This window comes from Streptomyces sp. NBC_01166 (assembly GCF_045039765.1).
In the GTDB taxonomy this organism is placed as follows: Bacteria; Actinomycetota; Actinomycetes; order Streptomycetales; family Streptomycetaceae; genus Streptomyces.
On record NZ_CP108613.1, the window covers coordinates 1,742,128 to 1,766,433 of the forward strand.

The 24,306-nt window shown below is 70.5% G+C and carries 26 protein-coding genes; 9 read left to right on the forward strand and 17 right to left on the reverse strand.

The window, feature by feature from the left end:
• Positions 1-99 precede the first annotated feature (99 nt).
• From OG379_RS08045 to OG379_RS08080, 8 genes are all read left to right on the forward strand, one after another.
• Positions 100-1,011 (forward strand): hypothetical protein, encoded by a 912-nt coding sequence (locus OG379_RS08045; protein WP_405668434.1) that lies wholly within the window; start codon positions 100-102, stop codon positions 1,009-1,011.
• Positions 1,008-1,478 (forward strand): ABA4-like family protein, encoded by a 471-nt coding sequence (locus tag OG379_RS08050; protein WP_405660744.1) that lies wholly within the window; start codon positions 1,008-1,010, stop codon positions 1,476-1,478. The genes OG379_RS08045 and OG379_RS08050 overlap by 4 nt, the downstream gene beginning before the upstream one ends.
• A gap of 77 nt (positions 1,479-1,555) precedes the next feature.
• Positions 1,556-2,140 carry a sigma-70 family RNA polymerase sigma factor gene (locus tag OG379_RS08055; protein ID WP_405660747.1) on the forward strand — a complete coding sequence of 195 codons (585 nt, stop codon included), beginning with the start codon at positions 1,556-1,558 and terminating at the stop codon, positions 2,138-2,140.
• Entirely contained in the window at positions 2,137-2,892 is a 756-nt protein-coding gene (locus tag OG379_RS08060) for an anti-sigma factor domain-containing protein (RefSeq protein WP_405660750.1), read from the forward strand. Before OG379_RS08055 ends, OG379_RS08060 begins: the two co-directional genes overlap by 4 nt.
• A gap of 318 nt (positions 2,893-3,210) precedes the next feature.
• Positions 3,211-4,806 carry a molybdopterin-dependent oxidoreductase gene (locus OG379_RS08065; protein WP_405668436.1) on the forward strand — a complete coding sequence of 532 codons (1,596 nt, stop codon included), beginning with the start codon at positions 3,211-3,213 and terminating at the stop codon, positions 4,804-4,806.
• Positions 4,807-4,864: 58 nt separating this feature from the next.
• Positions 4,865-5,506: a fasciclin domain-containing protein gene (locus OG379_RS08070; RefSeq protein ID WP_405660752.1), complete on the forward strand. Its 642-nt coding sequence runs from the start codon at positions 4,865-4,867 to the stop codon at positions 5,504-5,506.
• A 27-nt stretch (positions 5,507-5,533) separates the two neighbouring features.
• Positions 5,534-6,538, forward strand: a complete 1,005-nt coding sequence (locus OG379_RS08075; protein WP_405660753.1) for an ADP-ribosylglycohydrolase family protein — start codon at positions 5,534-5,536, stop codon at positions 6,536-6,538.
• An 89-nt stretch (positions 6,539-6,627) separates the two neighbouring features.
• Positions 6,628-7,119, forward strand: a complete 492-nt coding sequence (locus OG379_RS08080) for an SPW repeat protein (RefSeq protein WP_405668437.1) — start codon at positions 6,628-6,630, stop codon at positions 7,117-7,119.
• Between the two features lie 88 nt (positions 7,120-7,207).
• On the opposite strand, the gene OG379_RS08085 is transcribed toward OG379_RS08080, so the two are convergent.
• The 12 genes from OG379_RS08085 to OG379_RS08140 all read right to left on the reverse strand — a co-directional run bounded on the left by OG379_RS08085 (position 7,208) and on the right by OG379_RS08140 (position 19,194).
• Positions 7,208-10,036: a DEAD/DEAH box helicase gene (locus tag OG379_RS08085; protein ID WP_393758165.1), complete on the reverse strand. Its 2,829-nt coding sequence runs from the start codon at positions 10,034-10,036 to the stop codon at positions 7,208-7,210.
• A 49-nt stretch (positions 10,037-10,085) separates the two neighbouring features.
• Complete coding sequence (locus OG379_RS08090) at positions 10,086-10,976, reverse strand: diacylglycerol kinase (RefSeq protein WP_393758163.1); 891 nt, start codon at positions 10,974-10,976, stop codon at positions 10,086-10,088.
• An 18-nt stretch (positions 10,977-10,994) separates the two neighbouring features.
• Positions 10,995-11,957: a twin-arginine translocase subunit TatC gene (gene tatC, locus OG379_RS08095; protein WP_393758161.1), complete on the reverse strand. Its 963-nt coding sequence runs from the start codon at positions 11,955-11,957 to the stop codon at positions 10,995-10,997.
• Between the two features lie 49 nt (positions 11,958-12,006).
• Entirely contained in the window at positions 12,007-12,300 is a 294-nt protein-coding gene (tatA, locus tag OG379_RS08100; RefSeq protein WP_356716962.1) for a Sec-independent protein translocase subunit TatA, read from the reverse strand.
• Positions 12,301-12,514: 214 nt separating this feature from the next.
• Positions 12,515-12,712: a hypothetical protein gene (locus tag OG379_RS08105; protein WP_129261536.1), complete on the reverse strand. Its 198-nt coding sequence runs from the start codon at positions 12,710-12,712 to the stop codon at positions 12,515-12,517.
• 23 nt (positions 12,713-12,735) lie between these two features.
• Positions 12,736-13,011: a hypothetical protein gene (locus OG379_RS08110; protein ID WP_362939756.1), complete on the reverse strand. Its 276-nt coding sequence runs from the start codon at positions 13,009-13,011 to the stop codon at positions 12,736-12,738.
• Between the two features lie 37 nt (positions 13,012-13,048).
• Positions 13,049-14,005 carry a YafY family protein gene (locus OG379_RS08115; protein ID WP_104790274.1) on the reverse strand — a complete coding sequence of 319 codons (957 nt, stop codon included), beginning with the start codon at positions 14,003-14,005 and terminating at the stop codon, positions 13,049-13,051.
• Positions 14,006-14,019: 14 nt separating this feature from the next.
• Complete coding sequence (locus OG379_RS08120) at positions 14,020-14,973, reverse strand: YafY family protein (RefSeq protein ID WP_104790273.1); 954 nt, start codon at positions 14,971-14,973, stop codon at positions 14,020-14,022.
• A 115-nt stretch (positions 14,974-15,088) separates the two neighbouring features.
• Positions 15,089-15,463, reverse strand: coding sequence for an FKBP-type peptidyl-prolyl cis-trans isomerase (locus tag OG379_RS08125; protein WP_124279619.1), 375 nt, complete (start codon positions 15,461-15,463; stop codon positions 15,089-15,091).
• 43 nt (positions 15,464-15,506) lie between these two features.
• On the reverse strand, positions 15,507-16,442 hold the full coding sequence (locus OG379_RS08130) for an FKBP-type peptidyl-prolyl cis-trans isomerase (protein WP_405660757.1): 936 nt from the start codon (positions 16,440-16,442) through the stop codon (positions 15,507-15,509).
• Positions 16,443-16,563: 121 nt separating this feature from the next.
• Positions 16,564-17,925, reverse strand: coding sequence for a Pup--protein ligase (pafA, locus tag OG379_RS08135; RefSeq protein WP_104790270.1), 1,362 nt, complete (start codon positions 17,923-17,925; stop codon positions 16,564-16,566).
• Between the two features lie 9 nt (positions 17,926-17,934).
• Positions 17,935-19,194, reverse strand: coding sequence for an MFS transporter (locus tag OG379_RS08140; RefSeq protein WP_405660759.1), 1,260 nt, complete (start codon positions 19,192-19,194; stop codon positions 17,935-17,937).
• A gap of 129 nt (positions 19,195-19,323) precedes the next feature.
• Between OG379_RS08140 and OG379_RS08145 the strand changes: the two genes are divergently transcribed.
• Positions 19,324-20,352, forward strand: a complete 1,029-nt coding sequence (locus OG379_RS08145; protein WP_405660762.1) for a LacI family DNA-binding transcriptional regulator — start codon at positions 19,324-19,326, stop codon at positions 20,350-20,352.
• A 64-nt stretch (positions 20,353-20,416) separates the two neighbouring features.
• Here the strand turns inward: OG379_RS08145 and prcA are convergent, their stop codons facing one another.
• The 5 genes from prcA to dop form a co-directional block, all read right to left on the reverse strand.
• Positions 20,417-21,277, reverse strand: coding sequence for a proteasome subunit alpha (gene prcA / locus OG379_RS08150; RefSeq protein WP_405660766.1), 861 nt, complete (start codon positions 21,275-21,277; stop codon positions 20,417-20,419).
• A 55-nt stretch (positions 21,278-21,332) separates the two neighbouring features.
• Positions 21,333-22,178 carry a proteasome subunit beta gene (prcB, locus tag OG379_RS08155; protein ID WP_329226989.1) on the reverse strand — a complete coding sequence of 282 codons (846 nt, stop codon included), beginning with the start codon at positions 22,176-22,178 and terminating at the stop codon, positions 21,333-21,335.
• Entirely contained in the window at positions 22,130-22,426 is a 297-nt protein-coding gene (locus OG379_RS08160; RefSeq protein ID WP_405668439.1) for an endonuclease domain-containing protein, read from the reverse strand. Before OG379_RS08160 ends, prcB begins: the two co-directional genes overlap by 49 nt.
• A gap of 7 nt (positions 22,427-22,433) precedes the next feature.
• The gene (locus OG379_RS08165) at positions 22,434-22,652 is read right to left on the reverse strand and encodes a ubiquitin-like protein Pup (protein WP_393758145.1); all 219 of its coding nucleotides are present in this window, start codon (positions 22,650-22,652) and stop codon (positions 22,434-22,436) included.
• Between the two features lie 120 nt (positions 22,653-22,772).
• The gene (gene dop / locus OG379_RS08170) at positions 22,773-24,284 is read right to left on the reverse strand and encodes a depupylase/deamidase Dop (protein ID WP_405660769.1); all 1,512 of its coding nucleotides are present in this window, start codon (positions 24,282-24,284) and stop codon (positions 22,773-22,775) included.
• Between the last annotated feature and the right edge of the window lie 22 nt (positions 24,285-24,306).

The window sequence follows — 24,306 nt, forward strand, 5'->3', positions numbered from 1 at the left end:
ATCGGATAGCGGACAGTGCCACTATCCATAATTCCTCTGGGGGGACCTATGCAGTCATGGCGCACATGGCACCGGCCGTTAGTGCTGTTCGCCGCCTCGATGGTCGTGATGTCCGTCGTCGGAGCGGTGGGGATCCTGGTGGACGGCCGGGTCCTCGCGGGCGCGCCGATCTGGGCCAAACCGTTCAAGTTCGCCGTCTCGTTCGTGGCGTACGCGCTGGCCCTGGCTTGGATGCTGACGTTGCTGACCCGCGGCCGGCGCGTCGGCCGGTGGGCCGGCACCGTGGTCGCCCTGGCGTGCGCCGGGGAGATGGTGATCATCACCGGCCAGGTGATCAGGGGGAAGCGGAGCCACTTCAACCACGAGACCGCGCTCGACTCGGCGTTGTACGACGCGATGGCCGCCACCGTCGCCGTCCTCTGGGCCGGCACGCTCGTCATCGCGCTCCTGCTGCTCCGCGCACGGATCGCCGACCGCGCCTCCGCCTGGGCCGTGCGCTCGGGGGTGCTGATCGCCCTGGTGGGCGCGGGGTTCGGCTTCCTGATGGCGCGGCCGTCCGCCGGACAGCGGGCGGCCGGCGGTCTCGACACCGCGGACGTGGTCGGCGCCCACGCGGTCGGTGTGCCGGACGGCGGGCCCTCGATGCCGCTGACCGGCTGGTCGACGACCGGCGGCGACCTGCGCGTCCCGCACTTCGTCGGCATGCACGCCCTGCAGGCACTCCCGCTGTTCGTGGTGGCCCTGATCCTCCTCGCGCCCCGGGTCGCCCGTCTGCGCGACCCGCGTGTGCGGCTGCGGCTGGTGCTCGTCACCTCCGGCGCGTACGCCGCGGTCGTCGCCCTGGTGGCCTGGCAGGCGCTGCGCGGCCAGCCGCTGGTCCACCCCGACGGCACGACACTCGCCGTCGCGGGACTGATCGTCACCGCGACGGCCGCGGGGGTCCTCGCCGCACGCCGCCCGGCCGCCCCCGCCTCATCGGCCACCGCGCCGGACAAGGAGCTCGTGTCATGACCGGTGCACTCTTCGAGATCACTTTCATGGCGGCCGCCCCGTTCTGGCTGCTCATGATCTTCGCGCCGAACTGGCGCCCCACCGAGCGCGTGGCGTCCTCGCCGCTGACCGTCCTGCCGGTGCTGACCCTCTGGGCGGTGATGGCCGCGCCGGTGTTCCCGGAGCTGTGGGCCGCGGTGAGCAGCCCGGACATCGACACGTTCCGCGACCTGACGTCGCTGGCGAACGGCGCCGGGGCCGTGTGGGCGCAGATCATCGCCTGGGATCTGCTGCTGGGGCAGTGGATGTTCCTGGAGTCGCGCAGGCTGGGGATGTCCCCGCTGGTGACGGGTCCGCTCCTGGTACTGACGATCCTGCTCTCACCGATCGGGCTGGTGGTCCTCCTCGTCGTCCGCGCGGCCAGGCGGACCCGGTCGCGGCCGGCCGGACAGGCGTACGGGAAGGTGGGCGGACCGGCCGATTCCTGAAGCGTCCGACCAATCCTCCGGGCAGCCGGCTCCGAATCACCCAGGAAACCGTTGCGTGCTCCGGGAGGACCGTCCGCGTGAGAGAAGCCGTACACATCAGTGGGGTCCCTTCGTCGGGCCCCGGCCTGCAGGAGTTGCTCGGCCAGGTCGCCCGCGGCGACCAGGCCGCCTTCACTCAGGTGTACGACCGGGTCAGCGGGCCGGTCCTCGGCCTGGTGCGGAGCGTTCTCCGCGACCCGGCCCAGTCGGAGGAGGTGGCCCAGGAGGTACTGGTCGAGGTGTGGCGCACCGCCCCCCGCTACCAGGCGTCCCGCGGCAGCGCCATGAACTGGGTGCTGACGCTCGCCCACCACCGCGCGGTGGACCGGGTCAGGTCGGCCGAGGCGACCGCGGCACGGGAGCACAAGGCTGCGCTGCTCGACCGCACCCCGGACTTCGACGAGGTGTCCGAGCAGGTCGAGAGCCGGCTGGAGAGGGAGCAGGTCCGGCGCTGTCTGCGGACGCTGTCCGAGCTCCAGCGGGAGTCGGTGACGCTGGCGTACTACCGCGGACTGACCTACCGCGAGGTCGGCGAGCTGCTGTCCGTACCACTGGGGACCATCAAGACACGGCTGCGCGACGGGCTCATCCGGCTGCGCGACTGCCTGGGGGTGAACGCATGAGCACGGCCGAGCTGCACACACTGACCGGGGCCTATGCCCTGCACGCGCTGCCGGACGAGGAGCGGGCCGCGTTCGAACGGCATCTGGGTGCCTGCGAGGCGTGCGCCCAGGAGGTACGGGAGCTGTCCGCCACCGCCGCCCGGCTGGGGCTCGCCGTGTCCGCCGCCCCGCCCCCGGGGCTCCGGGACCGGGTGCTGCGCGACATCACGACCGTGCGGCAGGAGCCGCCGCCCCGGGGCGGGAGTGCCGGCTCCGGGGTCTCCACCGGCCGGGCCGGGCGCTGGTCGACGTACGCGCTCGCCGCCTGCGTCGCCGCCGCTGCCGCCTTCGGCGGAGTCGCCGTGTGGCAGAACCAGGTCGCGCGGGACGCCCGGCAGGAGACCGCCCGGGCCGAACAGCACAACGAGCAGGTGGCGCGGGTGCTGACCGCACCGGACGCCAGGACCAGCGCCGCGGACCTCCGGGACGGCGCCCGGGGCACGGTGGTCGTCTCGCAGAGCGTGAACCGGGCGGTGTTCCTCGCGTCGGACATGGCGCCGCCGCCCGGCGGCAAGGTGTACCAACTGTGGTTCGACGACGGCGGCACCATGCGTGCGGCCGGGCTGATGAACCCGTCCGCCACGGATGACGCCGTTCTGCTGGACGGTCCGGTGGACCGCGCGTCCGGCATGGGCATCACCGTCGAACCGGCGGGCGGATCCGAACAGCCGACCTCCGACCCGGTGGCCCTGATGGAGTTCCAGGACGCCTGAGCCCGAGTGGGCGCACCCCTTTCCGGGAGCGCGCTCCCGGAAAGGGGTGCGGGAAGAAGCCGCTGGTGCGGGCCGGTCGGCCACCCCCGCTGCCCACGACGGCTGTGCGTCGCGCTCTCCTGCCGTTCCGGTTCCTTCCCGTGTCGCATGCCTGGCCGGGGCGCTGCCGGAGTGCCTCAGGGGTCATTCGGGGCAGCGGGCACCACGGATCGGCCTGTGCTCGGAATTACTTCGATCGGGTGAACGACCAATCCGCCGGGCGGTCCGCGCCGAACCCCTGGTGTGAGAACAGACCGAGATGTTTCGCAGAAGCAGGGGATCCCCGGGCCCCGGCGGTCCCGCTGGGCACGCGCCGCGTTCGCCGCGCTCAGCGGTCTGATCGCCGGTCTCACCGCCCTGTGCGTCGCCGAACTCGTCGCCGCTGCCGTGCGTCCCGAGGCGGGTCCGGTCACGGCCGTGGGCGGGGCGGTCATCGACCGCACTCCCCCGGCCGTCAAGGACTTCGCCGTACGGAACTTCGGCACCGACGACAAGCTGGTGCTGCAACTCGGGATCCTCGTCCTCCTGGCGGCCTTCGCCATGGCGGTGGGGGTCCTCGCGCTGCGGCACCGGTGGACCGGTGCCGCAGCCGTCCTGGTCTTCGGCGTGGTCGGGGCGGTGTCCGCGGCCGGCCGGCCGGAGGGCCGGCCGGGCGACGTACTGCCCTCGGTCGTGGGCGCGCTGGTGGCCGCAGGAGTGCTGTATCTCCTGGCCGGACGGCTGCGCGTCCCGGAAACCGTGCCGTCTCCCGCGGCTGGGGAGACGGACGGTGGGGCGCAACGCGCCTTGGACCGCCGCGGATTCGTGATCGCGGCGACCGCCGCCGCTGCGGCCTCGGCCGGTGCGGGGCTCCTGGGCCGACAGCTCCAGGCGTCCCAGCTGGCCGGGGTCTCCGCCTCACGCGGTGACCTCATCCTCCCGGCACCTGCCTCGGCGGCGCCCCCGATACCCGCAGCCGCCGATCTCGGCATCCGGGGCCTGAGCACCTTCACCACCGCGAACAAGGACTTCTACCGGGTGGACACCGCTCTGGTGGTCCCGCGCGTCGACGCCGCCGCATGGCGGCTGCGGATCCACGGCAAGGGGGTGGCGCGGCCCGTCGCCCTCAGCTTCCAGGACCTCCTGGGCCGCGAGCTCGTGGAGCGGGACATCACGCTGACCTGCGTGTCCAACCAGGTGGGTGGCCCCTATGTGGGCACGGCCCGGTGGATCGGCGTACGCCTGGCCGATCTGCTGCGCGAGGCCGGGGTGAAGCCCCCGTCGAAGGGCGGGCCCGCGGACCAGATCGTGGCGCGCTCCGTGGACGGGATGACGATCGGGACTCCGGTCGAGGAGGTAATGGACGGCCGTGACGCACTGCTCGCGGTCGGCATGAACGGCGAACCGCTGCCGTTCGACCACGGCTTCCCGGTCCGGATGGTCGTCCCCGGCCTCTACGGCTATGTCTCGGCGTGCAAGTGGATCCAGGACATCGAGCTCACGACGTTCGACGCGTACGACGCCTACTGGGTCGAGCGCGAGTGGTCCCGCGAGGCTCCGGTCAAGACCCAGTCCCGCATCGACACGCCGCGCCCCTTCGCCGCCCCCAGGGCGGGGACCGTGCCGGTCGCCGGTGTCGCCTGGGCCCAGCACCGGGGCATCGCCCGGGTCGAGGTCCGGGTCGACGGCGGGGAGTGGCACACCGCACGGCTGGCGGCGGCGGCCGGCCGTGACACCTGGCGCCAGTGGGTGTGGGAGTGGCCGGCCACGACCGGCCACCACACCCTCGAGGTCCGCGCGACGGACCGCACCGGGGTCACCCAGACCGACAGGCGGGTCGGCACCGTGCCCGACGGTGCGACCGGATGGCACTCGGTGGTGGTCGACGTGACCTGACGACCGAGCGCACTCCCTCTTCCCACCCCTTGATCAACGACTCACCGAGGAGAACACCATGAACAACCGTCACCTTCGCCGCCTCGCCGTCATCGTCTCCGCCGCGGCCGTGCTGCCGCTCGCGCTGACCGCCTGTTCCAGCGACGACACCTCCGCGTCCGGCTCCGACTCCGGTGCGGACAAGGCCGCGTCGAGCGCCCCGGCCAAGGAGACCGAGCCCATGAACGAGCCGTTCGGCCCGGGCTGCGCGACGGTCCCGAAGGAGGGTGCCGGCTCGTTCGACGGTATGGCGCAGGACCCGGTTGCGACGGCCGCGTCGAACAACCCGGCGCTGTCCACCCTGGTGACGGCGGTCAAGCAGGCCGGTCTCGTCGACACCCTCAACAGCGCCGAGAACACCACGGTGTTCGCCCCGACCAACGATGCCTTCGCCAAGATCCCGAAGGCGGACCTGGACAAGCTGCTCGCGAACAAGGCCGAGCTGACCAAGGTGCTCACCTCGCACGTGGTCGGCGAGAAGCTGACGCCGAAGCAGCTGGAGAAGGGCTCCTTCGACACCCTGGCGAAGACGGAGCTGACGACGTCGGGGTCGGAGACGTCCTACACGGTGAACGACTCCTCGAAGGTCGTCTGCGGCAACGTCCCGACCGCCAACGCGACGGTCTACATCGTGGACACCGTCCTGATGCCGGCCGCCTGACCGACGGCCCGTCGGTACGCTGACGGCATGACACCGAGCCCCGAGGACCGCGTCCTCCGCCCCGACCGGAGCGGCGCGGACCGCGGGGCTCGCGCCGTCGGCGCCGTCGTGGGCTCCGCGGTGGGTGACGCCCTGGGCGCCCCCTTCGAGTTCGGCCTCCCAGGGGTGTACTCCGCCCGGTTCCCGGACGGAGTGGGCGCGATGTGCGGGGGCGGCGGCTGGGATCCGGGTGAGGCCACGGACGACACACAGATGGCCGTCCTCGTCGGTGAATCACTGCTGGAGAACGGGGACCTGGACCTTCCCGACATCTTCGGCCGGTTCCGCCGGTGGGCGGCCGGTGAGCCGAAGGACATCGGTCTGCAGACGGAGGACGTCCTCACGAGCGGTGCGCCGTGGGACCTGGCCGCAGCGCTCCATTTCCAGGTCAACGGGCGTGCGGCGGGCAACGGTTCGCTGATGCGCGCGACCACGTCGGCTGTGTACTTCGCCCGGTCGGGGCGGACCGCCACCATGGACGCGGCCCGGCGGATCGCCGCCCTGACGCACGGCGACCGGGCGGCGTGGGAAGGCACCGCGGTCTTCCATGAACTCGTCCGTGTGGCGCTGGAAGGCGGCGACCCGCTCGCGGCCGTGGAGGACACGCTGGCCCTGGTCCACACAGGCCACCGGGCCCGTTGGGCCGCCGTACTGGCCCCGGACTGGCATCCGGACGACGCCACCGAGTTCAACGGCGCGGTCTGGCCCTGCCTCGGTACGGCGCTCTGGGCGCTGCGCACCACCGACTGCTTCGAGCGCGCCCTGGGCGCTGGCGTCGACGTGGGCGGGGACACCGACACGGTGGCCGCGGTCACCGGCGGCCTGGCCGGCGCGGTGTACGGCATCGACGCCGTCCCGGAACGCTGGACCCACCCCCTGCACGTACCGCTCCCGGGATACGGGGCCCGTGTGCTGCGGACGGCGGACCTGGTGTCACTGGCACGCCGCCTCGACGGAACCGCAGGATCCGACCGCCAGGAAAACTACACATAAAGGGCATATAAGAGCACACTGGTCTCGAGAGCTGATGACCGCACCTCTTGGCCGCGGTCGCTCCAGCAAGTGCGAAGGAGACCATCCTCATGAGTAACATCTCGCACACCGGAAGGGATGTTTCCGGGAAAACCGGTGACGTTTCCGGACACACCGGAAGAGACATCTCCGGACACCCTGACGCCGAAGAAATGCGAGCGCGCCACGACCGCCTGATGGGTGGTGGCGGCCGCCGCACCACGGCCGGTGCGGACGCCCCTGTGTTTCTGCTCGGTCTGTACTGCGCCGTCTCGCCGTGGGTGCTTCACTTCACCGCGAGCCAGCCCTCCCTGGTGACGCACAACCTCGTCATCGGCATCGCGATAGCCGTGCTGGCACTCTGCTTCACGGCCATGCCCGAGCGGATGACCGGGATGAGCATCGCCATCGTCGCGCTGGGCGCCTGGCTCATCGTGTCGACCTGGGTCGTGGGCCAGAGCCCTGACATGGGCGTCATCCTCAACAACGTGATCGTCGGTGGTCTGGCGATTGTGCTGGGGGCAGCCTGCGCGGGACTCTCGATGAAGAACAACAAGACCTGACGGGAGAACGCACAGGAGTGGCCACAGGCGCGTACAGCCGCCCGTGGCCACTCGTCCGTTCTTCCTCACCCGTGGGGAGGGAAGCCGCTCACCCCACCGAGCTGTACGCCACCACGCCCCGCAGCACCGCGTCGACGGCCTTGTGGGCGTTCTTCGCGACCGAACTGCCGTCCCGGGGCGCGGCGGCCGCGATCTGCCCGAGCACGTCGATGACCTGCTTGCACCACCGTACGAAGTCACCGGCCGGCATCTCCGCCTCGCGGAGGACCTCGTCCAGCGTCCGGCCGGAGGCCCACATGTAGACCGCCCAGGCGAAGCCGAGGTCGGGTTCGCGCTGTCCGACCCCTTCCGTCTGGCTGATCTTGAAGTCCTCCTCCAGGGCGTCGAGACGGCCCCAGATGCGGATCATCTCGCCCATCGCGGCCTTCGCGGGTCCTGAGGGCAGCTTGGGGGCGACCGCGTCGTCCGCCTGGCGCGCCTCGTAGACGAGCGCCGAGACGCAGGCGGCGAGTTCGGCGGGGTTGAGCCCCTCCCAGACGCGGTCCCGCAGGCATTCGCTGGCCAGCAGATCGAGCTCTCCGTAGAGCCGGGCCAGCCGACGGCCGTTGTCGGTGACCTCGTTGCCCCGCAGGTAGTCCAGTTCGGTCAGGAGCGCGACGATGCGGTCGAAGGTCCGGGCGATGGTGTTCGTCCGGCCCTCGATGCGGTGCTCCAGCTGCCGGGTGTCGCGCTGGAGCCGGTGATACCGCTCGGCCCAGCGCGCGTGGTCCTCGCGCTCGTCGCACCCGTGGCAGGGGTGCGCGCGCAGTTCCGTGCGCAGCCGGGCGATCTCGTGGTCGTCGGCCGCGGCGGCCCGCTGCTTGCGGTGCCTGCCCGGGTCGATGTGCCCCGCCTTGCTCCTCAGCGCGGAGGCCAGGTCGCGGCGGGACTGCGGTGAGCGCGGGTTGAACGACTTGGGCACCCGCATCCTCTCCAGCGCCTCGACCGGCACCGGGAAGTCGATGTGGGCCAGCCGCTTGACCTGCCGCTCGGCGGTCAGCACCAGGGGACGCGGTCCGTCGTGGTACTCCAGCCCGCGATGGCCGTTGGTCCGCCCGGCGGGCAGTCCCGGGTCGAGGACCAGGGCGAGTCCGGCGAACTTGCCGGTGGGGACGTGGATGACGTCGCCGGGCTTCAGCTTCTCCAGGGACGACGCGGCGGCCGCCCGCCGCTGGGCCGCGCCCTGTTTGGCCAGCTCCGTCTCGCGGTCCTTGAGGTCGCGGCGCAGTCGCGCGTACTCCTCGAAGTCCCCGAGGTGGCAGGTCATGCCCTCCTTGTAGCCCGCGAGGCCCTCCTCGTTGCGCTGGACCTGCCGGGAGATCCCGACGACGGACCGGTCGGCCTGGAACTGCGCGAAGGAGGTCTCGAGCAGCTCGCGCGAGCGGTGCCGCCCGAACTGCTGGACGAGGTTGACGGCCATGTTGTACGAGGGCCGGAAGCTGGAGCGCAGCGGATACGTACGCGTCCCCGCGAGTCCGGCGAGTGCTCCGGGGTCCATCCCCCGCTGCCAGAGGACGACCGCGTGGCCCTCGACGTCGATGCCGCGGCGCCCGGCCCGCCCTGTCAGCTGGGTGTACTCGCCGGGCGTGATGTCGGCGTGCTGTTCGCCGTTCCACTTGACGAGCTTCTCCAGCACCACGGAGCGCGCGGGCATGTTGATGCCGAGCGCCAGCGTCTCGGTGGCGAAGACCGCCTTGACCAGGCCGCGGACGAACAGCTCCTCCACGACCTCCTTGAAGGTCGGCAGCATCCCGGCGTGGTGCGCCGCGATGCCGCGCTCCAGGCCTTCGAGCCACTCGTAGTACCCGAGGACATGGAGGTCCTCGGGGGGAATGGAGGCCGTCCGCTCCTCGACGATCTCCCGCACCAGCCCGCGCTTGTTCTCGTCGTTCAGCCGAAGACCGGCCTGCAGGCACTGCTGGACAGCAGCCTGGCAGCCGGCCCGGCTGAAGATGAAGGTGATGGCGGGCAGCAGACCCTCGGCGTCGAGCCGGTCGATGACCTCGGGCCTGGACGGGGTCCAGATCCGGCTGCGCTGACGCCGCTCGCGCTCGCGGTCCGCCTCGCGCACCATCTTCCCGCGCCTGCGCTCGCGCGGGTTGTATCCGCGCTGGTTCTCCATGCGGGCGAGGCGGACGAGGTCCGGACTGACCTCACGACGGCCGGTGCCCCTGCCGCCGTGGTCGGTCTCCTCCTCGAAGAGGTCGTACATCCGGCGTCCGGCCATCACGTGCTGCCACAGCGGCACGGGCCGGTGCTCGGAGACGATCACCTGGGTGTCACCGCGGACGGTGTCCAGCCAGTCGCCGAACTCCTCGGCGTTGGACACGGTCGCCGAGAGCGAGACCAGCGTCACGGACTCCGGGAGGTGGATGATCACTTCCTCCCACACGGCGCCGCGGAAGCGGTCGGAGAGGTAGTGGACCTCGTCCATGACCACATAGCCGAGGCCGGTGAGAGCCTGGGAGCCCGCGTACAGCATGTTGCGCAGGACCTCGGTCGTCATGACGACCACGGGTGCGTCCGCGTTGACGCTGTTGTCACCGGTCAGCAGCCCGACCTTGTCCGCGCCGTAGCGCCGGACGAGATCGGTGAACTTCTGGTTGGACAGCGCCTTGATGGGCGTGGTGTAGAAGCACTTGCGGCCCTGCTGCAGGGCCAGGTGCACGGCGAATTCACCGACGATCGTCTTGCCCGACCCGGTCGGGGCCGCGACCAGTACCCCCTTGCCGGCCTCCAGGGCCTGGCAGGCCTCGATCTGGAACGGGTCCAGTCCGAATTCGTACATCTCGCGGAAGGGCCCGAGGGCGGTGGCCTGCTCGGCCGCACGGACCCGGGACGCCTGGTATCGCTCAGCTGGTGAGAGGTCCTCTGTCATCTTGATACGAGCCTACCCGCCCCGTATGACAGTCAGCCCGATCTTTATTTCACGGTGCAAGGACCCGTACCGCGCCGGGCACGCACGTGGCGCTGAGCGGCAGCGCGCCCAGCGGCTCACCGTCCGCGTACGCCGTGACACCGCCCGCGGCCAGCTCTATCGAGGACACCCGGTGCACGGTGACCTTCGGGTGCCCGAGATGCGTGCCCTTGTAGACCTTCGGGAAGACCTTGAGCAGGGTGGTCCGGCTGCAGTCACCCACCACGGTCACGTCGAAGAGGCCGTCGTCCATGACCGCGTCGGCACAGATCCGCATGCCGCCGCCGTACGTCGTCCCGTTGCCCACGGCGATCAGCGTCGCCTCGATCTCGGTCACCGGTCCGCCGTCCAGCCTGACGCGGTACGGGATCGGCCTGAAGGAGGCCAGCTCGGCGAGGATCGCCAGGTCGTACTTGAAGCGCCCGCCGACCCACCGCATCCGGTTCCCCCGGTCGTTGACCCGCGAGTCGAATCCCGAGGCGAGCACGGAGCCGAACCAGCGCTCCCCGACCCGGCCCAGGTCGATCGCGCGCGCCGTCCCGGCCTTGAGCATCTCGGCAGCCAGCCGTCCGGCGGCGGCGGGCGATCGGACCGGCAGCCCGAGGGCGCGGGCGAAGTCGTTCCCGGTGCCCACGGCGATGGCGCCGAGCGGTGTCGAGGTACCGGCGACGGCCTGCAGGGCGAGGGACATCATGCCGTCCCCGCCCACGGCTATCAGCGCCCCGGTCCCGTGTGCCACCGCCTCCCGGGCCCGGCGCAGTGCGTCGTCGGCGTCCTCGCCGAGAACCGTCCGTACGGAGAAGCCGGCGTCCCGCAGAGCGGAAGCGGCCGGCTGCGCGGCGCGCGCGCCCCGGCCGCTCCCCGCGGTGGGATTGACGAAGAGGGTGATCTCGCTGGTCACCCGCGGGACCCTACAAGGTCAGGTGATGTCGTCGTAACCGTTGAGCCGGTTCGTCCGCCCGCCGTCCGCGTCCCCGCTCGCCTGCCCCGGCAGAGCAGGCCGGGAGGACACCGGTTCGACGGCGCCGACCGCCTCGGGGGTCAGGTCCAGGCTCGACGCCTCGTCGTCGTCGAGCTCGGCGTCGGGGTTGGCACGCCGCCTGCGCTTGTCGTTGAGCAGCGAGAAGCCGACGGCCACGAAGTAGAGCACGGCGAGCGGGCCGGCCAGCAGCAGCATCGAGATGGGCTCGCCGCCAGGGGTGGCGATCGCCGCGAAAGCGGTCAGCCCGACGAGCATCCCGCGCCACCAGCGCAGCATGCGGGCGCCGGACAGGACACCGGTCAGGTTCAGCAGGATGAGCAGGAGCGGCAGCTCGAAGGCGAGCCCGAAGACGATCACCATCCGGGTGATCAGGTCCAGGAAGTCGTCAAGGGGCAGCAGGTTCTTCACGTTGTCGGGTGTGAAGCCGAGCATGATCTGCGCGGTCTGCGGGAGGATCGCGTACGCCAGGTAGGCGCCGGCGACGAAGAGCGGCACCCCGGCCACGACGAAGGCGATCGAGTAGCGCTTCTCCTGCTTGTGCAGGCCGGGGGCGACGAACCCCCAGAGCTGGTACAGCCACACCGGAGTGGCCACCAGCACGCCTGCCATCAGGGACACCTTCAGCGCGATGGTGAACGGCGACAGCAGACCGTTGGTGGTCATCTCCGCGCAGGGCCGACCGTTGATCATGGTCACGGCGCCGTTCTTGCAGCCGACCGAGTCCAGGATCGGCTTCATCAGGAACTCGAAGATTTCCTTCTGGAAGAACGCCGCCACGATCACGGCGACGATGATCGCCAGGACCGACTTCAGCAGCCGGTTGCGCAGCTCACGCAGGTGATCGAGGAGGGGCATCCGCCCCTCGTCGTCCTTCTCCTGCTTGCGGGCAGACTTGAGCAACCCACTTCCCTCGTCTCGTGCGGCAGCTTCAGATGGTGCGGATCAGCTGTCAGCTCTGGGTGGTGGGCTTGGCCTCGCTGACCGGGCGGGAGCTGGTGACATCTCCCGGAGCGGCCTGGATCGTGCGCGCGGTGGCCGCGGGCGGGGTGGTGTCCGCGACGTTCTCCGTGGTGGGCGCCGCGGGCTCCGCGTCGTCCTTCTTCATGGCCTTGGCCTCGCTCTTGAGGATGCGGGCCGACTTGCCGAGCGAACGCGCCATGTCGGGGAGCTTCTTGGCACCGAAGAGCAGCAGGACGACAGCGATGATCAGAACGATCTCGAGGGGCTTCAGATTGCCGATCATGTGCGACTTCCTTCTCACTGAGGCGTCTGGAGGGTGGGCTCGCTACCCGTTCGACCGGACAGTTGTCCGACCTTCGCGCTGGCAGCGATCGTAACCCGCAGGGGTAAACGTGAGGCAATGCCTGTGCGTACTCCCGCTTGCGGCCCACACCTCCCTGCCTGGGCCGCTCCAGCAGCGTACCCCCCGAACCGGTGAATCAGGAGGCCGCGCACTGCTATCGCAGGGCCTCTCCCGTGTCGGCGAGGGTGGTGGCCGCTCGTTCGAGATCCTCGGCCGCTCGGTTGATGCGGCGCGTGGTCGCGGCGACCTGTCCGGCTAGCCGCTGTGCCTCGACGAAGACCTTGACGGCCAGGACGCCGAGCACGGCCAGGCCGGCGAATCCCAGAGCGATGGCGAGCATGGGCCAGAACATGGGCGGATCCTCGGTGTCTCTCGTTACCGCAGGGCGGTGTGCAGGCGCAGTGTCCGTACCCCGCCGCCGCTGAGGAGTTCGATGATGCGCTCCCCGGCCGGCTTGCGGACCGCGGACCCGCAGGCGGGACACGTGAAGGAGTAGAAGGTCGTACGGCGGCTGGCTCCTATGGCCAGCCGCAGTGAGCCCGCACCGAGCTCGAACCGCTCACGGCAGTCCGGGCAGGCCGCCCGGAAGCGCACGGTGTCGGGCACCGTGACCGGAACCGGTCCGGTCTGTGTGCTCGATATCGCAGTCATACGGCCTTCGTCTCCTCGGTGCACCGCCGGCCGCCTCTCAGAGCGCGCCGTCGTAGGCGGCCAGTGCCTCACGCGCCGCCAGCCGGGCGCTCTCGGCCAGGTCCGGGGGCGATGTGATGCGTCCTTCGCCGCCCAGCCGCAGGGCGAGCCTGCGCAGGGAGGCGGGGTCGGGCGTGCGGAGCGTGATCCGCAGACCGCCGTCGGGGAGCTCCTCCGCGCTGTCGTGCGGGTAGTACTCGGCGACCCACCGGCCGCCGGGGCCGACCTCGATCACGACCTCCGGGTCCTCGGCGGCGGGCTGCACCAGCCCCTCGGAGAGGTCCCGCAGCTCCAGCTCGGGCGGGGCGGACGGGGCGTCGAGGAGCCTGATCTCGGCGACCCGGTCGAGCCGGAACGTACGCCGCGCCTCGGAGAGGCGGCACCAGCCCTCCATATAGGTGTGGCCGACGGCGAACAGCCGGATCGGGTCGACCTCGCGCTCGGTCAGCTCGTCACGCGCGGGTGAGTAGTAACGCAGCCAGAGGCGACGCCGCTCGGAGATCGCCCGGTCGACGTCGGCGAAGACACCGCCCTCGGACTCGAAGGTGACCGAGAGCCGCGAGCTGGCGGCTCCCACCTCACCGGCCGCCGTCTCCAGCTTCGCGGTGGCGCGCACCAGCGCCTGCCGGTCGCTCTCCCGCAGGCCGGGGAGCGTGGCGACGGCCCGGGCGGCGACGAGCAGGGCCGTCGCCTCGTCGGCGGCCAGGCGCAGCGGCTCCGCGACGTCGTCCGGGTTGTGCCACCAGATCCGGTCGCCGTCGGTGTCGATGTCCAGCAGGTCACCACCGCGGAAGCTGGTCCCGCACATGGGCAGCACGTCGAGGTCGGAGATCAGCTCGTCCTCGGTGATCCCGAAGGCCCGGGCCACGTCCTGGACGTGCGCGCCGGGGCGCTCACGCAGATACGTGACGAGGGAGAGCATCCGCCGTGTCTGGTCGATCGCGTTCGTGGCCACGAGTACGGGTCCCCTCAGTCCTTGGCCACGGCGCGCAGCCGGTCCATCACGTCGGCCCGCAGATCGGCGGGTTCGCTCACGATCACGTCGGGCCCGAACTCCACGAGCCAGGCGTCCAGCCCGTGCCCGTACGGGATCTCCAACTCGTCCCAGCCGTCGCCCAGTTCCCGTACCGATATCGCGCGGGAGCGCAGCGGGTAGCCGGAGCCGGTACGCAGCCTGATGCGGGCGGTCCTGGTCGCGGTCTCCCCCGCCCAGCTCTCCACCGTCTCGCGGACGGTGACGGCGTCGGGCACGGGGGCCGTGAAGGCCCCTGCGCGGGAGCGGACCCGGCCGGAGATCCGGGAGAGCCGGAAGACCCGCTCGGCGCCCCGCTCGCGGTCCCAGCCGGCCAGATACCAGTGGCCGCGCCAGCACTCGAGCGTCCAGGGCTCGACCTGGCGCTGCTCCGGGCGGGCGGCGTTGCCCTTGCGGTAGTCGAAGGTGACCGGGCGGCGGTCCCGGCAGGCGAGCATCAGCGGTTCGAACGCGGCCTCGTGGACCGGGATGCGCGGTTCGAGAGCGCTGTGCACCTCGTAGGCGTCCTCGGCCTCCGGCATGCCGGCGGCCCGCAGCTTCTGCAGGGCGCCGCTGGCGGCGCCGGCGAGCCGGGCCTGCTGCCAGACCTTGGCGGCGAGCCCGAGGGCAGCGGCCTCCTCGGCGTCGAGGGTGATGGGGGGCAGCCGGTTGCTGTCGCGGCGCGCGAGGTATCCGGTGTCGCCGTCCAGATTCTCCACGGTCTCGATGATCAGGCCGAGTTCACGCAGGTCGTCCTTGTCGCGCTCGAACATCCGGTTGAAGGATTCGTCGGAGCCCGCCTCCAGGTAGGCCTCGATGGACCCGCGGAGCTCACGCTTGCTGAGCGGACGCCGGGTACCCAGCAGACACAGTGCCAGGTTCATCAGCCGTTCGGCCTTGGCAATCGCCATCGACGCCCTTTCTCGACGTGCTCTCCGACCGTCGACCGTACCGCCCCGGGGTGTCCGGACCAAAGCGAGGGCCCGTGCCTTGCGGCACGGGCCCTGACTGCTGTAGACGGACGGATCAGACGCCGACGAGGTCGCAGACGAAGATCAGCGTCTCGCCCGGGGCGATCGCGCCGCCGCCCGCGCCACGGTCACCGTAGGCGAGGTGCGCGGGGATGGTCAGCTGGCGACGGCCGCCGACCTTCATGCCCTGGACACCCTGGTCCCAGCCGGCGATGACCTGGCCGGCACCGAGCTGGAACTGCAGCGGGGTGCCGCGGTTCCAGGAGGCGTCGAACTCCTCGCCGGTGGAGAAGGCCACACCGACGTAGTGCACGGAGACGGTCTGCCCCGCCTGGGCCACCGGTCCGTCGCCCTCCCAGATCTCCTTGATCTCAAGGTCGGCCGGCGGCTCGCCACCCGGGAAGTCGATCTCGGGCTTGTCGATGCTCACTGAACTGCTCCTCTTACTGATGAACTGGGCAACCGGGACAGTCTTACATCTTTGTCAGGATGTCCACGGCGAAGACGAGGGTGGACTTCCCGGGGATGGACTGCTGGGCCTCGTCGCCGAAACCCTGGTCCGGCGGAATGACGAGCAGCACACGGCTGCCGACCTTCTTCCCGACCAGACCGTTCTTGAGACCCTTGAGGGTGACCTGGGCGAGCGGGAAGGTCTGGGTCTTGCCGGTCTGGTAGGTGCTGTCGAAAGCCTTGCTGCCCTTCCAGAGCAGACCCACGTAGTTCACGACGACGCTGTCGGTCTCCTTGATGACCTCGCCCTTGGACTCCAGCACGTAGTTGGAGACCAGCTTCTTCGGCGGGTCGGTCTTGGGGATCGTGACGGTCGGCGCCTTGCCGTCGGTCTTGGTCCCGACCTTCGGCAGGTCGATGTTGTCCTGGGCCACGGACGTGCCCTCGGCGGACTTCGGGATCTGCGTCGCCTTCACGATGTCGACGACGAAGACGAGGGTGGCGTTGGGCTTGATGTCGCCCTGGCCCTGCTCGCCGTAGCCGAGGCTCGGCGGGATGACCAACTCGACGCGGCTTCCGACCTTCTGGCCGACGAGCCCCTTGTCCCAGCCCTGGATGACCATGCCCGCGCCGAGCGTCAGGTCGAAGGGCTGCTTGCGGTCGAAGCTGTTGTCGAAGGGCTTGGTGGAGTCCCACGCCTGCCCGAGGTAGTTGACCTGGATCGCGTCGCCGTTCTTGAGCTTCGCGCCGTCACCCTCACTGATGACGTCGGTCTTCAGTTCCTTGGGAGGATCCCCCTCACCCTTCGCCAGAGTGGGCTTCTCGCCGAACTTCGCGCCCGCGGTGATCGCGGGAACGCCCTTCTCGGTCGAGGCGGAGTCGGAGGCCTTGTCGTCGCCGCATGCCGCCGCGGACAGCAGCAGAAGGGGGACGACGAGAAGGCCGGCAAGTCGGCGCACTGGTTCCTCAGATCTCAGACGGCACGTGAATGGTCCCCCGACACTCTAGGCGGACGGAAGGGCCCCGTACGAGGAACGTACGGGGCCCGGTCACATACGAGGCAGGACATTCCTGTCCGGGTCACATGCCCGCGATCAGCTTCTCCACCCGGTCGTCGACGGAACGGAAGGGGTCCTTGCACAGCACGGTGCGCTGCGCCTGGTCGTTGAGCTTGAGGTGGACCCAGTCGACGGTGAAGTCCCGTCGCTGCTCCTGGGCCCGCCGGATGAAGTCGCCGCGCAGCCGCGCCCTGGTCGTCTGCGGGGGCACCGACTTGCCCTCGAAGATCTTCATGTCGTTGCAGATGCGGGCGGCCTGGCCCTTGCGCTCCAGGAGGTAGTAGAGCCCGCGCCGCCGGTGGATGTCGTGGTAGGCGAGGTCTATCTGGGCGACCCTCGGATTCGACATGGTCATGTTGTGCTTGGCCCGGTACCGCTCGATGAGCTTGTACTTCATGACCCAGTCGATCTCGGTGCCGATCCGGTCGAGGTCCTCGGCCTCGATGGCGTCCAGCGTGCGGCCCCACAGCTCGAGGACCTGGTCGACGGTGCCGGTGCGGATGCCACGGCGCTCGACGAAGTCGACGGCCTTCTCGTAGTACTCGCGCTGGACCTCGATGGCGGATGCCTCGCGGCCGCTGGCCAGGCGCACCTTGCGCTGTCCCGTGATGTCGTGACTGACCTCGCGGATCGCCCGGATCGGGTTCTCCAGGGTCAGGTCCCGCATCACGGTGCCCGCCTCGATCATGCGCAGCACGAGATCGGTGGCGCCGACCTTGAGCAGCATGGTCGTCTCGGACATGTTGGAGTCACCGACGATGACGTGGAGGCGGCGGTACCGCTCCGCGTCGGCGTGCGGTTCGTCCCGGGTGTTGATGATGGGACGGGAGCGCGTCGTCGCGGAGCTGACGCCCTCCCAGATGTGCTCGGCCCGCTGGCTCACGCAGTAGACGGCTCCGCGCGGCGTCTGCAGCACCTTGCCGGCACCACAGATCAGCTGACGGGTGACGAGGAACGGAATGAGGATGTCCGCGAGCCGGGAGAATTCTCCGTGCCGGGCCACGAGGTAGTTCTCGTGGCACCCGTAGGAGTTTCCAGCCGAGTCGGTGTTGTTCTTGAAGAGATAGACGTCGCCCGCGATTCCCTCCTCGTGCAGGCGGCGTTCGGCGTCGACGAGCAGGCCTTCGAGAATGCGCTCGCCCGCCTTGTCGTGCGTGACCAGTTCGGTCACGTTGTCGCATTCGGGTGTCGCGTATTCCGGATGCGATCCCACGTCGAGGTACAGGCGGGCGCCGTTCCGCAGGAAGACATTGCTGCTGCGGCCCCATGACACAACACGGCGGAAGAGGTAGCGCGCCACTTCGTCAGGTGACAGTCGGCGCTGTCCCCTGAACGTGCACGTGACGCCGTACTCGTTCTCCAGCCCGAAAATGCGGCGGTCCATGACTGAACATTACGCCTTATGGCCTGAGCTGAAACCGGGTTCGGCAGCACCGTTTCGATCATTTTCCGAACCGGCCACAACCGCGGGCGTACGCCCGGGAGCTGCGAGGACCCTTCCGGTGGCCAGCAGAACCAGCAGCGCCGCCACTCCACCGGCCCCGGCGACGGCGAAACTCCACGCCGTCCCGCCGAGCTCGACGGCCGGGCCCGCCACCGCCGTTCCGGCCGCCGCGCCCACCCCGAAGGTCGTCACGAGCCAGGAGAACGCCTCGGTCACCGTGCCCTGCGGTGCGTGCCGGTCCACGACGATGAACGAGCACGCGATCGCCGGGGCGAGGAACACTCCGGCGAGGGCCGCCAGTGCGGTCATGGCGGGCACGCCGGGCGTCAGCATCAGCGGCAGATAGCCCAGCGCCAGCAGCGCGACGATGATCCGCAGCCTGCGCTCGGGCGCCCCGGCCCACTGCCGCGCCCCGTAGACCACTCCGCCGATCAGCGCGCCGAGGCCGAGCGCGGCCATCAGCCAGCCGTACACGGACTCCCGGCCCTGGTCGTCGGCGTAGGCGACACCGGCCACCGTGATGGAGCCGAGCGCGAGCCCGACGAAGAAGAAGGCGCCGAGCAGGGCGAGCAGTCCCGGCGAGCGCAGGGCGCCCAGCCAGTGCGCCTCGCGGGGCGCCGAGCGCCACACCCTGGAGGGCTCGGACAGGACGACGGACAGCGCACCCAGTACGCCGAGGGCGTTGATGACCAGGAGTGCGGCGGCGGGCGACCGGAGCGACACCAGGACCGTCACGAGGAGCGGCCCCACGGTGAACATGATCTCCTGGGCCACCGCGTCCATGGCGTACGCGCGGTGCACCCGGTCCTCCCGGCCCAGGACCGTCGGCCACAGGGCGCGCAGGCCGCCCTCCAGCGGGGGCGTGAACACGCCTGCCACGACGACCGCCGCGCAGGCTGCCGGGAGCGAGGCCAGGCCGATGAGGGCGAGCACGGCCATGCCGAGCGCGGAGACGACCGCCGCGGGGAGCTGGACACGCGGCTGGCCGTACAGGTCCACGGCCCGGCCCAGCAGGGGCTGCCCCACCGCTGTGGCGAGTCCGTACGCCGCCGCGAGGGCGCCCGCCAGCGTGTAGCTGCCGCCCTCCGCGCGGGTGAACAGGACGATCGCGATGTGGGCGGTGCCGTTCGGCAGCCGCCCCACCAGCGTTCCCGCGAGCAGCCGGGCGGCGTGCCGCGTCCGGAGGATGTCCATGTACCCCGCGGCCATGTCCGCCCCTCTCCCCCAGCGGTGCCACACCCTGGAGTTTTACGTATAACTTCGACGCTCATACGTACCATGTGGGCAGCCCGGGAGTCCATCCCGCCACGATCCGACCGGCCCAGCACGGAGGCACGAGTGAGCAGCACCCAGCGGCCCTCCCCACCACGGCCCACCAGCCGTGACGTGGCCCGGGCGGCGGGCGTCTCGCAGGCCACGGTCTCGCTCGTACTCGGTGACAAATGGCGGGGCCGGGTCTCCGCGGCGACCGCCGAGCGGGTCCGCGACAGTGCCAGGGACCTCGGCTACCGGCCGAATTTCGCGGCCCGCAGTCTCCGGCTGGGCCGCACCCGCACCGCCCTCCTCGTCGTCCCGGCGCTCACCAACGAGTTCTTCGCCCGGGTGTACTCGGGGGCCGCCGCCGTCGCCGCCGAGCACGACTTCGGCGTGGTCCTCTACCCGTCCCCCGACGGCACCGGTCCCGCCAGGGACCCGTTCGCCTCGGCCCGCGCGGCGCTCGACGGGGTGATCGCCTCGTCGATGGCGGCGGACGCCCTGGGGGCGCTGAGGGGCGCGGACCTGCCGCTGGTGATGCTGGACAGCGACCCCGAGGACCACGGCGCCGCGGCGCGCGTGAACCTCGACATCGCGGACGGCATGCGCCAGGTGACGGACCATCTGCTCGGCCTCGGCCACCGCCGGATCACGCACCTCGCCTCCGCCGTGGACACCTGGACCTTCGCGGTGCGTGCCCGGGCGCTGCGGGAGGCCGTGAGTGACGTCCCCGGCGCCGTTCTGCGCACCGTCACCGCCCCGCTCGACGTACGGTCCGGGCGCGAGGCCGCCGAGACGGTGCTGGCCGCCCCCGGCCCGCTGCCGACGGCCATCGTCTGTGACGACGACATCCTGGCCGCCGGCGCCTGCAAGGCGGTCCGCAGACGAGGGCTGCGGGTGCCCGACGACATCTCCGTGACCGGTTTCGACGACCTTGCGCTCGCCACGGCGGTGGAGCCGGAGCTCACCACCGTGCACCTCCCGGCCGAGCAGGTGGGTGAGCGCGGCATGACGGCTCTGCTGGCCGTCCTGGAGGGCCGCCCCGCGGCCCACCACGACCTCCCCGTCCGTCTGGTGGTTCGGGGCTCCACCGCGCCCCCGGCCACGGCGTGACGGAGCCCTCCGGCCGCCGCGTACGACGGCCGGAGGGCTCCGCCCGGAGATCTTCCGGTACCGGTTACTCCTTCGGGGCCTCGCCCGTGCCCTTCTCGGGCCCGTCGCTGCCCTTCCCAGGGGTGTCGGCGCCCTTCCCGGGGGTCTCGGTCCCGGCGGCCGGGGTGGAGCCGACCTCGGGCTCCTCCGTGTCGGACGGGGCGTCCGTCGGGGTCGCCCCCGCGCCGTCCGCGTCCAGCAGCCTGGTCAGCTGCCGGCCGACGATCCGCTTGAACTTGCGCTGTTGCGGCCTCGTACGGTCCAGGACCGCGACCTCGAGCCGCTCGGCGGGGATCTCCCGCTCGTTGCCGTTGGCCTCGCGGGACAGCGCCTGCACGGCCAGCTTCAGCGCCTCGGCGAGCGACATCCCGTCGCGGTGGCGCTGATCGAGGAAGCTGCTGATCTGCTCGGCGTTCCCGCCGACCGCGACGGAGCCGTGCTCGTCCACGATCGAACCGTCGTGCGGCAGCCGGTAGATCTGGTCGCCCTCGGGCCCGGCGCCGACCTCGGCGACCACCAGCTCCACCTCGTACGGCTTCTCGGCGGCGCTGGAGAAGATGGTGCCGAGCGTCTGCGCGTAGACGTTGGCCAGCCCACGGGCCGTCACGTCGTCGCGGTCGTAGGTGTATCCCCGCAGATCGGCGTAGCGCACTCCGCCGATGCGGAGGTTCTCGTACTCGTTGTACTTGCCGGCGGCGGCGAAGCCGATCCGGTCGTAGATCTCGCTGAACTTGTGCAGCGCGCGGGACGGGTTCTCGCCGACGAACACAATGCCGTCGGCGTACTGCAGCACAACCAGGCTGCGACCACGGGCGATGCCCTTCCGGGCGTATTCCGCCCGGTCGGCCATGGCCTGCTGAGGTGAGACATAGAACGGCGTCGACACCGGCTATCCGTCCCTTTCTGTCAGTGACGAGTGCATCGGAGAAGCATCGGGCCGGTCAGAGCAGCGCGGCGCGGGGGCCGTCGGGCTGCTCGAGCCGGCGCTCCAGGATCGCGCGCGCGATCTCCGAGGATTCCGCGTCGTCCAGCCTGCGGAAGCCCTCGTCGGTGATGACGGTGACGATCGGATAGATCCGGCGGGCCACGTCCGGGCCACCGGTCGCCGAGTCGTCGTCGGCCGCGTCGTACAGCGCCTGCACGACCAGCGTGAGTGTCTGCTCCTCCGTCAGGTCGTCGCGGAACAGCTTCTTCATCGACCCGCGCGCGAAGACCGAACCGGATCCGGTGGCCGCGTAGCCGCGCTCCTCGGAACGGCCGCCGGTGACGTCGTACGAGAAGATCCGGCCCTTCTCGCGGTCGACGTCGTACCCGGCGAACAGCGGGACGACCGCCAGGCCCTGCATGGCCATCGCCAGGTTGCTGCGGATCATCGTGGAGAGCCGGTTCGCCTTGCCCTCCAGGGAGAGCGTGGCGCCCTCGACCTTCTCGAAGTGCTCCAGCTCCAGCTGGAACAGCTTGACCATCTCCACGGCGAGACCCGCCGTGCCGGCGATGCCCACCGCCGAGTACTCGTCGGCCGGGAACACCTTCTCGATGTCGCGCTGCGCGATCATGTTCCCCATGGTCGCCCGCCGGTCACCGGCCAGCACCACTCCGCCGGGGAACGAGGCCGCCACGATGGTCGTGCCGTGCGGCGCCTCGATCGCGCCCTGCAGCGGCGGCAGGCTGCGGTTGCCGGGAAGGATCTCGGGTGAGTGGTCGGACAGGAAGTCCATGAACGAGGACGAACCCGGCGTCAGGAAGGCAGCTGGTAGACGCCCGGTGCTACGAGTGTTGGCTTCCACGCGTTTCCCTCCAGGTATGCGATGGCCCTGCGCAAGGAGTCAGGATCATCCCCAACTTGCCGATGGCCGAATTGCAGTTGAAGCAGTACGCCACGGACCCTACCCGTCCTGTGACGGTGATCAACATGATCCCGGGTGCGGAAGCATTTCCGCGGGACGCCCCGGTGATGCCCGGTGCGGGCGAGGGCGTCCCACGGAAATCGCCTGCCGGCGGCGCGAGCCCGCCGGCGAACGGTCCGGCCGGAAATCCGGCTGTTACTCGCCGCCCTTTTGGACGAACGATCGAACGAAGTCCTCGGCGTTGGACTCGAGTACGTCGTCGATCTCGTCGAGGACGTCGTCCACGTCCTCGCTGAGCTTCTCCTGTCGCTCCGCAAGGTCCTCGGTCGCCTGCGCGTCCTGCGCCTGCTCCTCGGTCTCCTCGGTGGAACGCGTCGCCTTCTGCTGTCCGCCGCCGGTGTCCTTGGTCGCCATGTAGCTCACCCCGCTCGGTTCGAAGCACTTGATCAGACCCTACCTACGGGGTCCGACATTGGCCCGGTACTTTCCTCAACGTCCGGAGGTCATCTGATTGATTCCCAGCCGGGACGCCTTTCAGCCCCCCGTCAGCGTCCGGACCAGCTCTTCCGCCGTGCGACAGCGGTCCAGGAGGTCCTTGACGTGGGCGCGTGTACCCCGCAACGGTTCCATCGTGGGAACCCGTTGCAGCGAGTCACGGTCGGGCAGATCGAAGATCACCGAGTCCCAGGAGGCCGCGGCGACGTCGTCCGCGTACTGCTCCAGGCAGCGGCCCCGGAAATAGGCCCTGGTGTCCTCGGGAGGCTTCGTACGGGCCCTCTCGACGTCGTTCTCGTCGAGGAGCCGCTTGATCTTCCCCCGGGCCGCCAGACGGTTGTACAGGCCCTTGTCTGCCCGTACGTCGGCGTACTGGAGGTCCACCAGGTGCAGGCGTGGCGCGTCCCAGTCCAGGCCGTCACGGCGCCGGTAGCCCTCCATGAGCTCCCGCTTGGCGATCCAGTCCAGCTCGCCCGAGAGGCTCATCGGGTCGTTCTCCAGGCGGTTCAGGGTGTCCTCCCAGCGGGCCAGGACATCCTTGGTCTGCTCGTCCGCGTCCGCCCCGTACCGCTCCTCGACGTACTTGCGGCCCAGCTCGAAGTACTCCATCTGCAGCTGCACCGCGGTGAGTGTCCGGCCGCTACGGAGCGTGATCAGCTGCTTCAGCGTCGGGTCGTGCGAGACCTGGTGCAGCGTGCGGACCGGCTGGTCCACCGCCAGGTCGACATTGATGAAGCCGTCCTCGATCATGGCCAGGACCAGCGAGGTGGTGCCGAGCTTCAGATAGGTCGAGATCTCGGAAAGGTTCGCGTCGCCGATGATCACATGCAGCCTGCGGTACTTCTCGGCGTCGGAGTGCGGCTCGTCGCGGGTGTTGATGATGGGGCGCTTGAGGGTCGTCTCCAGGCCGACCTCGACCTCGAAGTAGTCGGCGCGCTGGCTGATCTGGAATCCGTGCTCATGGCCGTCCTGGCCGATGCCGACCCGGCCCGCACCGGTGACGACCTGGCGGGAGACGAAGAACGGGGTCAGATGGCGCACGATGTCCGAGAAGGGGGTCTCCCGCTTCATCAGGTAGTTCTCGTGCGTGCCGTAGGACGCGCCCTTGTTGTCGGTGTTGTTCTTGTACAGATGGATCGGCTGGGCGCCCGGGATCGCGGCCGCCCGTTCCGCCGCCTCCGCCATCACCCGCTCGCCGGCCTTGTCCCAGAGCACCGCGTCCAGCGGATTGGTGATCTCCGGTGAGCTGTATTCGGGGTGCGCGTGGTCGACGTAGAGCCGCGCACCGTTGGTGAGGATGACATTGGCGAGGCCGATGTCCTCATCGGTGAGCTGGCTGGAGTCCGCGGTCTCACGGGCGAGGTCGAAGCCTCGCGCGTCGCGCAGCGGGTTCTCCTCCTCGAAGTCCCAGCGGGCGCGGCGCGCCCGGTGCATCGCCGCCGCGTAGGCGTTGACGATCTGGGACGAGGTGAGCATGGCATTGGCGTTGGGTTGACCGGGGACGGAGATCCCGTACTCCGTCTCGATGCCCATCACTCGCCGTACGGTCATGCGGCCCTCCTTGCCCGGCGTC